The organism is Cohnella sp. GCM10020058 (genome assembly GCF_042683485.1).
GTDB lineage: Bacteria > Bacillota > Bacilli > Paenibacillales > Paenibacillaceae > Cohnella.
On the sequence record NZ_JBHUJV010000015.1, the window covers coordinates 1 to 12,516 of the forward strand.

The 12,516-nt window shown below is 54.3% G+C and carries 17 protein-coding genes; 14 read left to right on the forward strand and 3 right to left on the reverse strand.

The genetic code is table 11. The features are described 5' to 3' along the window. Nucleotides 1-152: 152 nt before the first annotated feature. On the reverse strand, nucleotides 153-1,286 hold the full coding sequence (locus ACFSR7_RS24920; RefSeq protein WP_378166285.1) for a serine hydrolase domain-containing protein: 1,134 nt from the start codon (nucleotides 1,284-1,286) through the stop codon (nucleotides 153-155). A 90-nt stretch (nucleotides 1,287-1,376) separates the two neighbouring features. Between ACFSR7_RS24920 and ACFSR7_RS24925 the strand changes: the two genes are divergently transcribed. Further along, nucleotides 1,377-2,207: a DUF6597 domain-containing transcriptional factor gene (locus ACFSR7_RS24925; RefSeq protein WP_378166836.1), complete on the forward strand. Its 831-nt coding sequence runs from the start codon at nucleotides 1,377-1,379 to the stop codon at nucleotides 2,205-2,207. A gap of 84 nt (nucleotides 2,208-2,291) precedes the next feature. Continuing rightward, a complete protein-coding gene (locus ACFSR7_RS24930; protein WP_378166287.1) occupies nucleotides 2,292-2,669 on the forward strand; it encodes a VOC family protein in 378 nt (125 codons plus the stop codon). 246 nt (nucleotides 2,670-2,915) lie between these two features. Here the strand turns inward: ACFSR7_RS24930 and ACFSR7_RS24935 are convergent, their stop codons facing one another. Further along, on the reverse strand, nucleotides 2,916-3,230 hold the full coding sequence (locus tag ACFSR7_RS24935) for a hypothetical protein (protein ID WP_378166288.1): 315 nt from the start codon (nucleotides 3,228-3,230) through the stop codon (nucleotides 2,916-2,918). Nucleotides 3,231-3,258: 28 nt separating this feature from the next. On the opposite strand from ACFSR7_RS24935, the gene ACFSR7_RS24940 reads away from it, so the two are divergent. From ACFSR7_RS24940 to ACFSR7_RS24965, 6 genes are all read left to right on the forward strand, one after another. Next, entirely contained in the window at nucleotides 3,259-4,053 is a 795-nt protein-coding gene (locus ACFSR7_RS24940; protein WP_378166290.1) for an alpha/beta fold hydrolase, read from the forward strand. Nucleotides 4,054-4,214: 161 nt separating this feature from the next. Next, on the forward strand, nucleotides 4,215-4,610 hold the full coding sequence (locus ACFSR7_RS24945; protein WP_378166292.1) for a VOC family protein: 396 nt from the start codon (nucleotides 4,215-4,217) through the stop codon (nucleotides 4,608-4,610). A gap of 56 nt (nucleotides 4,611-4,666) precedes the next feature. Further along, nucleotides 4,667-5,098 carry a DoxX family protein gene (locus ACFSR7_RS24950; RefSeq protein WP_378166838.1) on the forward strand — a complete coding sequence of 144 codons (432 nt, stop codon included), beginning with the start codon at nucleotides 4,667-4,669 and terminating at the stop codon, nucleotides 5,096-5,098. A 551-nt stretch (nucleotides 5,099-5,649) separates the two neighbouring features. Continuing rightward, the gene (locus ACFSR7_RS24955; RefSeq protein WP_378166294.1) at nucleotides 5,650-6,126 is read left to right on the forward strand and encodes a hypothetical protein; all 477 of its coding nucleotides are present in this window, start codon (nucleotides 5,650-5,652) and stop codon (nucleotides 6,124-6,126) included. 201 nt (nucleotides 6,127-6,327) lie between these two features. Further along, nucleotides 6,328-6,702: a BlaI/MecI/CopY family transcriptional regulator gene (locus ACFSR7_RS24960; protein WP_378166296.1), complete on the forward strand. Its 375-nt coding sequence runs from the start codon at nucleotides 6,328-6,330 to the stop codon at nucleotides 6,700-6,702. Nucleotides 6,703-6,711: 9 nt separating this feature from the next. Continuing rightward, on the forward strand, nucleotides 6,712-8,112 hold the full coding sequence (locus ACFSR7_RS24965; RefSeq protein ID WP_378166298.1) for a M56 family metallopeptidase: 1,401 nt from the start codon (nucleotides 6,712-6,714) through the stop codon (nucleotides 8,110-8,112). A gap of 64 nt (nucleotides 8,113-8,176) precedes the next feature. Here ACFSR7_RS24965 and ACFSR7_RS24970 read toward each other — a convergent pair whose 3' ends face one another. Further along, nucleotides 8,177-8,659: an effector binding domain-containing protein gene (locus ACFSR7_RS24970; RefSeq protein WP_378166300.1), complete on the reverse strand. Its 483-nt coding sequence runs from the start codon at nucleotides 8,657-8,659 to the stop codon at nucleotides 8,177-8,179. Nucleotides 8,660-8,755: 96 nt separating this feature from the next. On the opposite strand from ACFSR7_RS24970, the gene ACFSR7_RS24975 reads away from it, so the two are divergent. From ACFSR7_RS24975 to ACFSR7_RS25000, 6 genes are all read left to right on the forward strand, one after another. Next, the gene (locus ACFSR7_RS24975) at nucleotides 8,756-9,682 is read left to right on the forward strand and encodes a helix-turn-helix transcriptional regulator (protein ID WP_378166301.1); all 927 of its coding nucleotides are present in this window, start codon (nucleotides 8,756-8,758) and stop codon (nucleotides 9,680-9,682) included. A 28-nt stretch (nucleotides 9,683-9,710) separates the two neighbouring features. Then, entirely contained in the window at nucleotides 9,711-10,337 is a 627-nt protein-coding gene (locus ACFSR7_RS24980; protein WP_378166303.1) for a hypothetical protein, read from the forward strand. A 234-nt stretch (nucleotides 10,338-10,571) separates the two neighbouring features. Then, entirely contained in the window at nucleotides 10,572-10,784 is a 213-nt protein-coding gene (locus ACFSR7_RS24985; RefSeq protein ID WP_378166305.1) for a hypothetical protein, read from the forward strand. Between the two features lie 52 nt (nucleotides 10,785-10,836). Beyond that, nucleotides 10,837-11,217: a hypothetical protein gene (locus tag ACFSR7_RS24990; protein WP_378166307.1), complete on the forward strand. Its 381-nt coding sequence runs from the start codon at nucleotides 10,837-10,839 to the stop codon at nucleotides 11,215-11,217. 66 nt (nucleotides 11,218-11,283) lie between these two features. Next, nucleotides 11,284-11,760 carry a hypothetical protein gene (locus tag ACFSR7_RS24995; protein ID WP_378166308.1) on the forward strand — a complete coding sequence of 159 codons (477 nt, stop codon included), beginning with the start codon at nucleotides 11,284-11,286 and terminating at the stop codon, nucleotides 11,758-11,760. A gap of 118 nt (nucleotides 11,761-11,878) precedes the next feature. Then, a complete protein-coding gene (locus tag ACFSR7_RS25000) occupies nucleotides 11,879-12,466 on the forward strand; it encodes a TetR/AcrR family transcriptional regulator (protein ID WP_378166839.1) in 588 nt (195 codons plus the stop codon). Nucleotides 12,467-12,516: the final 50 nt, after the last annotated feature.

The window sequence follows — 12,516 nt, forward strand, 5'->3', positions numbered from 1 at the left end:
TACCAGTTCGACTTTTTGGCTTGTACCACAAAAATGAAACTGTAAAAACCTGATTAAATACCCACGTGCATCCATCTATCTCGATTAGGTCAATGTTTATGCAAGGCTAGTGGGAAAAACCGCGCAACTCCGCCGCACCTCACCGCCCGACCCTACAAGCAACCATACACTACATTCTTTAATCTCGGGTGCACGTAAGGCTCCGGATTGTTCACCATATGCTGCGCATACATGACGGTCAGCTGCGACTCGGGATCGATGATCGCGAGGGCGCCGGCCGCGCCGCTCCAGCCGAATTCGCCGAGCGGAGACAGGGAGCCGCTGCCTGCTTTAGAGATATGGGTTCTGACGCCGAGCCCGTAGCCATAGCCGGCGAGCTGCGACCAGTTGTAATCTATACGCGTCAGCTCGCTTAGGTGGTCCGTGCGCATCAGATCGACGCTCGCAGCCGACAAGATGCGCACGCCGTCCGGGCTCGTGCCCCGGTTGGTCAGCGCGTTCAGGAACAGTGTATAATCGCTCACGGTCGACAACAGTCCGGCCCCGCCGCTCTCGAGCTCCGTTCCGATGCGGTGCCAATCTCCGTCCATAGGCACGGCTTTGCCCAGCTCGTCATCGTACTGGTACTGTGGCGCGAGCCGGCTGCGCTGCGCCTCGTCCAGGAAGAAGCCGGTATCGCGCATGCCGAGCGGATCCGTAATCTCCTCGCGCACGTATGTCCCGAACCGTCGTCCGTCCACCGCCTCCACGAGCGCGGCGAGGACGTCATGGCAGAGACTGTAGTTCCAGCGGGTGCCCGGCTCGAACAGCAGCGGCTCCTTGGCGAGCGCAGCCGCAAATTCGCGCGTCGGCAGCCTGCCGTCCGTGCGCTTCGCGGCCTCCGCAAGAGCAGGCGCCGTCAGGTCGTAGGAGAAGCCGGCCGTCATCGTGAACAAGTCGCGAACCGTAATCGGCCGCTCCGCCGGTTCCACGGAGACGCTGCCGTCCGGCTGCGTTTTTCGCACGTTCATCTCGGCGTATTCGGGCAGATAGTCCGAGAGCGGATCGCCAAGCAGGATCGCCCCCTTTTCAACCAATTGCAGCGCGGCCGTGCACGTCAGTATTTTCGTCAACGAATAGAGATAGATCATCCGGTCCTCGCCGATCGGTAGCTTCGCCTCCAGATTCTCGTAGCCTGCACGATAGCGGAAAACCGTCTCATTGCGGTGCATGACGAGCACCTCCGCCCACGGAATGCGCCAGGCGACGATTCGATCGATAAACCGGGACAGCGGCGTGAAGTCCATAACTCCTCATCCTTTACAAATGGTGTTGTCTCTATTATTGTGCAGGGAGAACCGTTCCTGCAAATCGCAAAGGAAGAAGGGACTCAGTTGATGCACGCGTATATGGCGCATCCCTATCGCCCGCTCCACGCGCCTCAATTGCAGCCGCAATGGCATCGCGACTCGCACAGTGTCCGGGAGTATGCGCCAAGCGACGGCTTGGCTTCGCATGTCGCCGCCTATTGGACGGTCGATTTTCAGCCGGTGCCGGGCAATCACGGTCATCGGGCGATCCCGGATGGCTGTGTCGATATTATTTTGGATCTTCGTGCTGCTTCAAGCCGTCGGGCCGCCTATGTCGTGGGGGTGAAGACGCATGCGGAAGTGATGCAGTTTGCCGAGGCGCGCTCTGTGTTCGGCATTCGATTGTACGCGGAATCCGCCCGTACCCTTCTGCGTGCCCCCTTGTCGGAGTTTGCCGCCAATCGCGTTTTTATTGAGGAAGTCTGGGGATATGAGGCATTGGATTGGATCGATAAGATGCTTGCCGCCACGTCGGTTGCGGACAGGATCGAGATTGCGGAACGGCAGCTGGAGCGCATGTTGACCGCCGCGGCAGCGCCTGCTCCAGCCTTGATGTACCAAAGCATGCAGTATATTTACGATTACAAGGGCAAGCTTTCCGTTTCGGATTTGGCGAATAAAGTGAGTTTCAGCGAGCGGCATTTGCGGAGGTCCTTTGAACGGGAGCTCGGACTTAGCCCGAAGGAGATGATGGGCATCGTCCGGTTTCAAAGTGTGCTGGAGGCGTTGAGCAGAGGCGATTATGCCAGCTTGACGGACTTGGCGCTCCAACACGGGTACTACGATCAATCGCACTTCGGCCATACGTTCGCGCGCTATTACGGGCTGCCCCTCAAACAGCTGACGCAAAGCGGTTGAACAGGGCCGTTTTTTACTATTTTGAGCGGGGGCCAATCGTTACAATGGGGGTGAAAATATAAAAGGCGAACGGGAGTGGGAGCCATGACGGTTAAGATGAAACGCGTGTCGATTTACGTTGAAGAGATGAAAAGGTCGCTGGACTTCTACCGGACGCTCGGGCTGGTTATCCCGGACGGCGCGGACGAGGCGCATCACGTCGATGTGGAGCAAGACGGGTTTGTCTTCGCTTTTGACAAGGTCGAATCGGTGAAAAGCATCATCGAAGGCTGGGAGGCGCCGGTCGGCTATCGGACGGAGCTCGCCTTCGCGTTGGAGGGCCGCGAAGCGCTGGACGGCGCGTACCGTCAGTTGACGGCGCTCGGACATCGCGGTGTTCTCGAGCCGAGAGATACGCCGTGGGGCGAGCGCTATGCGATCGTGCAGGATCCCGACGGCAATCTAATCAGTCTGGTCGCGTAGGAGTGCTGCGGGTTAGAGCAGGAAAAAAACGGGACGATAGCGAAAAGCCTGCATCCGTGCAGGCTTTTTGCCGCTTTGAGGAGCCGGAGCGGAAATTCCTGCAAATCAGCATCCTTTTAGCGGCGAAATCCGAAATATCTAAGGAAAAAAGAGAAAAGCCTGCAGATTCGCATCTTTTATCGGCTACGGATCGGTTATCCGCGAAAAAGATGTAAATTTGCAGGCATTCGATTCCGGTTGGCGAAGTTAGATCACTAGTTGGCGGGCCTGCGGGGGCTTGGCTTCTGAAGTATGCACGTAGATCGATAGTTGGCGGGTGCGCGTGGGCTCGGTGGCTGAAGTATGCACATAGATCGAAAGTTGGCGGGTGCGCGGACGCTTGGCGACTGAAGTATGCACATAGATCGATAGTTGGCGAATTCGCGGCGGCTGGGCGGTTGAAGTATGCACGTAGAGCAATAGTTGTCGCGCGGCTTGCTCGCCGGCAGGGTTCTTTCCCACGGCCGTCGAAAAAATATGCACAACAAGTCGATTGCAGCCTCGTCCGTTCGTCGTCTTCATAGAGGTCAATATCAATCGGGAGGTTGCTATGAAAACAGTCGCTTCGAAGGACGGCACCAGGATCGCGTACGATCGGATCGGTGAAGGAGAGCCGCTAATATTAGTCGATGGCGCGTTGTGCAGCCGGACGAACGGCCCGAACGGTGCGTTGGCTGCGCTGCTGAAGCAGCATTATACAGTGTACACGTACGACCGCAGAGGGCGCGGCGAGAGCGGAGATCAGACGCCTTATGACGTGGAACGAGAGGTGGAGGATCTCGACGCGCTGATTCGAGAGGCGGGAGGGGCCGCGTTCGTGTACGGCATCTCCTCGGGTGCCGCGCTGGCGCTCGATGCGGCGCTGCGTCTGCCGTCGATCCGGAAGCTGGCGCTGTACGAGGCGCCCTTCGTGACGGACGGCAGCCGCGAGCCCGTGCCAAGCGATTACGAGCGGCGAATGGAGGCGCTGATCCGGGAGGGGCGGCAGGGCGACGCGATCAAGCTGTTCATGCGAAAAGGCGTGGGCTTGCCCGCGCCGATCGTGGCGATCATGCCGCTGATGCCGGCCTGGTCCAAGCTCAAGGCGGTCGCGCACACGCTGCCGTACGATACGCGGCTGACGATCGATCAGCAGCAGGGCCGCAAGGAGCCGCTCGGCCGATGGTCTGCCGTCCGGACGCCTACGTTGGTCGCGGTCGGCGGCAAGAGTCCCGCCTGGATGCGCCATGGCATGGATTCGCTCGCGCAGGCGCTCCCGAATGCGCAGCATCGGACGCTCCCCGGCCAGACGCATATCGTCAAACCCGCCGCGCTGGCGCCCGTATTAATGGATTTTTTCCAGTAAACTTGCAGTCTCGTCTTGCTTCCGTTCAACCTGCGATCCGTCCGAATATTCGGGCGGATTTTTTTCTCAAAAAAAGTTTTTGCCGGTATGTCGATTTTGTCGTCAGCCGTTCGTTGTCTAGGTAGAAGAAGCCCAAAAAAGCAATGGAGAGGATGTTGAACATGAAGGCACAGCTGAACGCTTATATTCAATCGGAGGATGCAAAGTCGCAGGCAGGGTTCTATCAGGAGGCGCTCGGCGGGCAAATTGTGTCCGTCATGACGCACGGGCAGCTGCCGGACGCGCCGGCCGATATGCAGGACAAGGTGATGCACCTTGTGCTCGAGGTGGCGGGCGGAAACATGCTGTTTTTGTCCGATACCTTCACGGCGGCGAGCAGCGGACGTATCGTGTCGCTGGCGCTCACCTTCGCGGATGAAGACGAGGCACGCGAAGCATTCGGAAACTTGGCAAGCGGCGGGACGGTCAAGTTCCCGTTTGAGCAGCAGCCATGGGGCGCCTATTACGGCGAGGTTGAGGACAAGTACGGCATCCACTGGCAGATTGTGAAGCAGTGAACGGTCTTTTACACGCTACTTGGACCTACTTTAATCGAGAGGATGATTTTCATATGATGATCGAATGGGAATTAAAGAATATGCAGGCCAACGCAAAACGGACGGACGGCTCGAGCGTGCGACGCTGGACGGCGCGGGCGATGGGCGGCATCGCGGTTTTGTTCATGCTGTTTGACGGGATCGGCAAGCTCGCCGGACCGGCGCCGGTCGTCGAGGCCACGCGCGAGCTCGGCTTCGCCGGGAGCCACCTGGCGATCATGGGCATTCTCAGCTTGCTGGCGACGCTGCTGTACATCGTGCCTCGCACCGCCTTCCTGGGCGCGCTGCTGCTGACGGCGTATCTGGGCGGCGCAGTAGCGGCGCAAGTAAGGGTCGACGCCCCGCTTTTTTCGAACACGCTCTTCCCGGTCTACGTAGCCGTCCTCGTCTGGGGCGCGCTCTGGCTGCGGGACGAGCGTCTGCGGAAGCTGCTCAGCGGCGGCGCGTGACGCCATCCATCCATAGCTCAAAGCAAAGGAGACCGGATGCGATTTCGGTCTTTTTTGCAAATGTTCGCCTGCAATTTGCCCGCGCTCGGAGGGGCGGAGCTTCCCGGATAGATGCGAGCCGAAAGAACTGCATTGGTACATTTATTTTCTACCGATCAGCGACACTTCGTGAAATAAATGCAGATATGCAGGTAAATTCATAAGATGTAACGTCAACCCGGCTGGATTTAGGAAAGAAGATGTATATTTGCATCTATTCTTGCTGAAATGGTCAATAGGGGTGAAAAAAGATGTAGATTTGCAGTTATTACGGCGAGGAGCAATGATGATGATACACAGGCCATGTTGACAGCATGGGATGAAAGGGATATCCTAACCTTTATATTAGTAATTATTACTATTAGTGAAGGTTGCTGCTGAAAAAAAGACTGATGACGGAGGTGCCGGCGGGGCACTGTTCGTTGTACCTACCCCCGCTTCGCTCAGCATGCGGATGGCCCCATTATCCTTTACAATGATAACACGAACCAGATAGCTAGGAGGTGACGGAAATGACCGATACCAGTCTATCGGAAGATGGCGAGACGATTGTCAGCAAGCACGACGATCAGATGTGGAGGAAACGGCGGCTGGAGCTGGCCGAATGGACGGAGCGGCCGAAGGTTCGGAGGAAGGCCAAGCAGACGGCCTGGCTCGGACCCGTCGAGATCGATGCCGAACTGCTAGGCGCGTTGGTGCAGTTTAAGAGAATCGGGATTGCGACCGAATATTCGTGCGCAGGCGTCAGCGTGCTGGACGAGCCCGAGGATCACTCCATGTACGCCTACATTACCTTCATTGCTTCTCCACTGGCGGATCGGTTCGTGCAGACGGCAATGACTTATATGCCACGGCGCTTGCTGGTCACCTTCGAGCCTGCGCGCGGCCGGTACGATTGTTCTTCGTTTCTGATCGGCCACAACCGTTCCTTCTGCATGCTGATGGAGAAGTGCGCGCGCGACTTTGCGGAAGGCCTTAATCATAAGTAAATCGTGAAGTAAATCCTGCGAAACTGAATAGGCATTGCTCCTCATCCCCTTCAGTCGGACGCATGTCCGGCAAGAAGGGGGCTTTTTGTGTTATCGACGCCTCGCTTGACTACCTACTACGGAATGTAGTAGTTTATTATTACTACGTAGTGTAGTAATAGATGCCGTCATGGACGCATGCGGCGTAATGAGGTGTTACCAGTGGCCCTGGTTCAGAAGCTGTCGGATACGGAAATGGAGCTCATGGAAGCGATCTGGGCGTGCACGCCTCCGGTCACATCCACGGAATTGCTGCTTCTGTTTGCGCAAAAGGGAAGAGCGTGGAAGGCGCAGACCATCTCCACCTTTCTGTCGCGTTTGGTGGATAAAGGCGCGCTTGAGGCGACGCGAGACGGACGGACCAACAAGTACGTGCCGCGGATTTCGCCCGAGGATTACAAGCTGCTGGAGACGCAGCACGTCCTGGACGGGTTGTATCAAGGCTCCGTGAAAAACCTGATTGCGGCTATGTATGACGGCGACAAGCTGTCGGATCAGGACATCGCCGATCTGAAAAAATGGTTTTCAGAAAAGTAGGTGCTGCCGATGAACACGATGCTTGAATTGCTGTTTACGCTGGCCGTAGCCGGTAGTGTCGTCACCGTCTGCATTTTGTTTATGCGAAAAGTACCCGTTCACCTGTTCACCGCCAAGTGGCGTTATCGGCTTCAAAAAATCGCGATCTTGTTATACCTGCTGCCCGTCGCGGCTGGAATTTCATGGATTGTTCCGCTGATCGAAGCTCATACGACCACGACCTCCGTGCAAAATTCGTCGCCCCTCACCCAGGCAGGCTTCATAACGGAGTCGTTCATGTCCTTGCGAACCATTCCTGCCAGTGCGGCCCTTATTTTCCTGCGTATATGGGCGATCGGAGCGATCGGATTTGCGGCGCGGCAGCTGTACGATTATCGCAGGTTCACCGTCGCGCTGTCCCGTTCGCGCACCGATCTGCCGGAGCGCGGCGAGGCCGCCGTACGGCTATCCTTTCTCAAGGAAGAGCTCGGCTTAAAAAGCAAAGTCGCGCTCGCCGGCAGCTCCATCTTTCGAAGTCCCGTTCTGGCGGGTTTGCGGCAGCCGACGATTTATTTTCCTCAAGCGCTTGCCTCGGACGTGGACTTGGACATGGTGCTCCGACACGAGATGATGCATCTGAAACGGAAGGATCTGTGGGTCAAGGCGCTCGCGCTGGTCGTCGGCGCCTTGCATTGGTATAACCCGCTGGTTCATCTGCTTCGCAAGGAGATTCAGCTATGGAGCGAGTTGTCCTGCGACGAGGAAGTCGTCGTCGGCATGTCCCATGCCGAGCGGAAAAGGTATGGTAGCACGCTGCTTAACGTCGTGGCAGGCTCGGGGAATTTACCGACGTGGTTCTGCGCCTCCTTATCGGGGGACGGTAAACAGCTTAAAAGGAGACTAACGCTCATGTTGAACGTGAAAAAGTTGAAAAAGAAAACGATGTTTCTGACCGTGTCCGCGGTGTTCTTGATTGCGGCGGTCAGCACGACCGCGGCTGTATGGGCTTCGGACAATACGCCGACCGTAGTCGCCCAAGAAGAAGCGGCACCATCTGAAACGGCGACTGCGACCGCAGCTGCAGCCGGGGCCGCAGTGACGGAACCTGCTCCGACAGCTGCGGCAGAAGACGAAGCGGCAGCGAGTTCCGCAAGCGAGCCAAGAGCGACAGCAGCGCCTGCAGCCGCCGAGCCGACGGCCGTTGCGCAAGCATCGGAGGCTCCATCTGACGAAGTGCATGCCGTTCCACAGGCGACGGCAGCGCCGACGGTTGCCCAAGCTGCCAAACCCGTGGCCGAGACGGTTCCGGCCGACGAAGTACATGCCGTTCCGCAAGCGACGGCAGCGCCGACGGCTGCCCAAGCTGCCAAACCGGTGGCCGAAGATGCTGCTGCTGAACCCCAGGCGGTTGCGGTTTCTTCTGAGAAATGACTATTAAATGAAGCCAATGACCTTCACCACATGCGAGCGCATCGGCTCCATGTGGTTTTTCTTTTTACTTTTTCCGCACCGGCACCCATACCTCGACTTCCGCGTCCATCGGATTCCCGTTCAGCAGCACTTCCGCGATCGGTCCTCCGTTATATTCGTATTCGAATGCATCCGTGAAGAGCGAGCCGAAGGCTTGATCCTCCAGCCGATCGAAGGCGAGGCGCGACAATCCGCCTTGGCCCGACAGCACGACATACTCGCCTTCCGGGAAATGTAGCTCATCTGCACCTGCTGGCAATGGTTTGAAGGAGGAAACGCCCGCATAATAGTGGACGCAGCCATCTTCCAACGCGACCGCGGCATAGCCATAGGGGCCTTCTGAAAGGGGGCGAATGCCGGCGAGCTGCCCGTTTTCGAGCTGGCTTTTGAAAAAGGTCGTCTTCTGGTTCGAATACTGCGGCGCGTGGATGCTTGTCCCGCCTTCGAGCACCGTTCTGAATCCGATGAGACGAAAAGCGGGTTTAATCTCGACTTTAACTTTGTTCATGACTGATGCCTCCTGATCGGTAAGTGTGAAATACATCTCCAGCATAAGCTGTCAACTATGACACCTGTATGGCATACTTGAGACGGGGGTGGCAGGATGAAAATCGATCGTTTGATCGCGCTGATCCTGATCTTGCTGGAGCGCGACCGGATCAGCGCCCGGGAATTGGCCGAGCGCCTGGAAGTGAGCCGCAGAACGATTTATCGCGATATCGATACGCTAACCGTCGCCGGACTGCCGATCTATACGCACGAAGGCGCGACGGGTGGCGTCGGGCTGATGAAGGCCTATAAGGTGGACAAGTCGTTCTTCACGCAGCGCGACGTGCAAACGTTGGCGGCCGGTTTAAAAAGCTACCGGCAGTTGTTCGGTCACAAAGAGCTGGCTTACGTGCTGGAGAAGCTGAACGCCATCCATCGCGAGGACGGCGGCGACCTGGCGGCGGGCGGGAAGTTCGCGGTCGATCTGTCGCTCAATCAAGGCAACGAGTCGCTGCGCAGCTTGTTGAGTTTGATCGAGACGGCGATGAACGACTCGCGTTATCTGGGCTTTGATTATGCGGATCGGGACGGACGTCTTAGCGCGAGGAAGGTCGAGCCGTACCACGTCGTTTTCAAAGAAAGCAGCTGGTACTTGCAGGCCTACTGCGTCGAGCGGGCGGATTATCGCATCTTCAAGCTGGCGCGGATGCGCGGGCTGCGGGTATTGCAGGACCATTTTACGCTGAGGGACTTCAAACCGCTGCCGATGGACGGGGGCTCTTGGATGAATCAGGATCGTGTCAACGTCAAGATTCGCATCCATCGCTCCGTCGTCGATCAAGTGATCGAACGCTTCGGAGAAGCGCATGTCCTCGAAATGGGGGAAGACACCTGCCTCGCTACATATCCCATCGTCAACAATGCGTTCGGTTACGACAAGCTGCTCGCGTTCGGGGATAAGTGCGAAGTGCTGGAGCCGCCGGAAGTGCGGGCTGCGTTTGCCGAGTATGTGCGGGGGATTTTGGGGAGGTACGGGGATTAATTCACCCTGAAAGGAGATCCGTAAGAGCGTGCGGTTATGGACCAAGGTCTTATGGTGGAGTTCTTCATTGTTCGGGTTGTTTTCGTTCATTTGGTTTTTATTAGGGGAAACTGCCGGTTTTCAACGTTCGATGGATTTAGTGGCTACTGTTAATCTGGTCTATTTGGGGATTCCTTGTTTGGTGATTTCGGTTTTATTTTTATTTTTGCTGCTTAAAAGCTGGACTCCCATCAGCGGGTTAACGCGAGCAGGAGTGCTGATCGGCATGATATTGCTACTTGCGCTTTCAGTTTTGTTGTTGAGAAATGTACATACGGAAGGTTGGTTGTCCGAAAAGGTAACAAGCGATTCCATAAAAGTCACTGCTGACGGCAAGTACGAATACCGACTAGAACTGATTAATCTATTTCAAAGAAATAGTAAGGCGAGATTATATGTGAGGCGCGTTTCGGACGGAGAGATTACGACTATTCCGGTTGATGTTCAAACCGACCGAATCGTGGTGCTGGGGGTCAAAAAGGTTAATAATTGGGCTATATTAGAGAATACGGATACGCTGGACCATTACGACTTGGTTACAACAGAAGAACTTCAAAGATCGGAAGAGAAGTTTGAAATCGATATAGTGGCGGGGACATCCAAAAAGCTGGAATGATAATTTGACGGATAAGAGGCATTGATATATGTCTAAAAGAAGACCTCGATCAATTCAGCGTTTTTTATTAGTTCTATCGATATCGATGACTGTACTGACTGCGGGCTGCAGCCCGCGGAGTTCGTTAACAAACTCCATACTTAAAGGCATTGACCGTAGCTGCGGCGAACGTTCTAGTTGTACCATTTCGTTAGTCGTGCGCTAGGCATTGCGTATAACGGCAGCACAGACCTGATGAGCGGAATCGTATTTGTATTTGACAGCAAAATTGTGGCAGAGGTAAGTATTCCGTATGAGCCAGAGAGACCTGAAAAATTGCAGTTTTCTCTTAAAAAGAAGCTTGACGATCCCAACTGCGCTAGCTTTAGCTTAGAAACTGCTATCTTTAAAGCTCAAAAAGAAATGATCGACGGGAAGACCTATTACGTGCTAAATCGATCAACCTAACGATAGAAGGTAAGTCCTCCGGGCAAAATTAAAAATTTAGGAGCGTCTCTTATTGAGAAAATTGATTGTAGGATTAATATCTATATATGTCATGGGCTATCTTATTTTAAGACTATACGATCAAATCTCTATGACGACGCTAAACATCTATGCTATGTATGCATATCCTTTATTCTTAGTTTTTGTTCTTCCTATCCAAACTTATGTAAGCTCTAAATTTATGAATGTAAGGTTGTTTTTTAAAATTACTATCGAGCTTTTTTGTTTACTTGTTTTAGCGGTTTTTCTGGCATGGATTTTGCTTTGGATAGGTCTGGACTTCTACTTGGGCAGCGCGCTGATAGAAGTAGCCTGTATTCAGCTTGTGTTGTATTTTGCATTAGAAAAATCAACGAATATGGCCTTCATTTATTTAAAAGGCAGAAGAACGTGAGGGGCTAACCTTGCCATACAACTATCAATGGAGAATAACGAAGTATGACCCACAAAATCGCGATGCGTGGGGACGGTACCAAAAAACGATTGGACTTCGATCTTTGATATAGCTAAACCAAACGCATCCTACAGCCTTGAGGATTATATTTTATTTGAAGAGTTATACATAGAAGCGATAACCGGCTTCATCGACTTCCTTCAGTTAAGACGAGTGCAGGTTCAAAGGTTAGAGAAGCGGGATAAAAAGTTACGGATCCACCATTTTCCACAGCTTTATTCGCGGGAGATGGTCGAGTTGTACAGTTCCGTACAGGAATATCAGCTTGTCGACAAGGAAAGTGCCGGTTCATTAAGCAGGCTGGCTTTAAGAGAAAATTTATGGTTTAAACTTATTGCGGGCGACAAGCTATTCGTCCATTTTGGATACGACTATTATATGTACATCGGAAGTGACTTAGCGTGCTCCGCTGTAATCAATAAAATTATTAATTCCGGCTTGTTTGCGGAACCTTGGATTTCACCCTACCATCCCGAGGAATAGGATTGATGTTTCTATCTTTTCATGAATCATTGCAAAGTATTTTCAGGCACGCTATAATACTGAATAATCATTCAGTATTCCAACATCCCAGCACCACATCGCATTCGAGGTGATCTCCATCAACAAAAAACAACTTCAAACCGAACAGACGAAAAAGAAAATCGCAGAGGCGTCCAAGGCGCTTTTTATCAAAAAAGGCTATAAAGCGACCGCGATCGAGGAGATCGTGAAGGCGACCGGGTGCAGTGCGGGCAATATTTATTACCACTTCAAGAGCAAGGAAGGGCTGTTCCTGTATCTGATCGAGGAATGGGACCGGGAGTGGGAGGAAACGTGGCTCGCGAAGGAGGCGCTCTATGCGACGACGGCCGACAAGCTGTACGGCGTGGCCGAGCATCTGGCGCTCGATCAGATCAATCATCCGCTGACCAAGGCGATCGACGAGTTCTTCAACAACGCCGAGAAAGGCTCGGAAGTGGAGGAACTGATCCAGCAGATGGTGAAAGGGTATGTTAACTTCAACAAGCAGCTGCTGCAGCGGGGCATCGACGCCGGGGAATTCAAGGCAGCGGACGTAACGGGACTGGCCATCATTCTGGACAGCCTGATGTTCGGGCTCAGCCAGCATACCCGGCGCATGGACAGAGAAACGGCCCTCACTACTTATCGCCTGGCGGTGGACGTGTTCCTGCACGGAATCGCTTAAACGCCGCTTTTCCTTTTTTTTGCCCACATCTAGAATGAATATTCAGTATT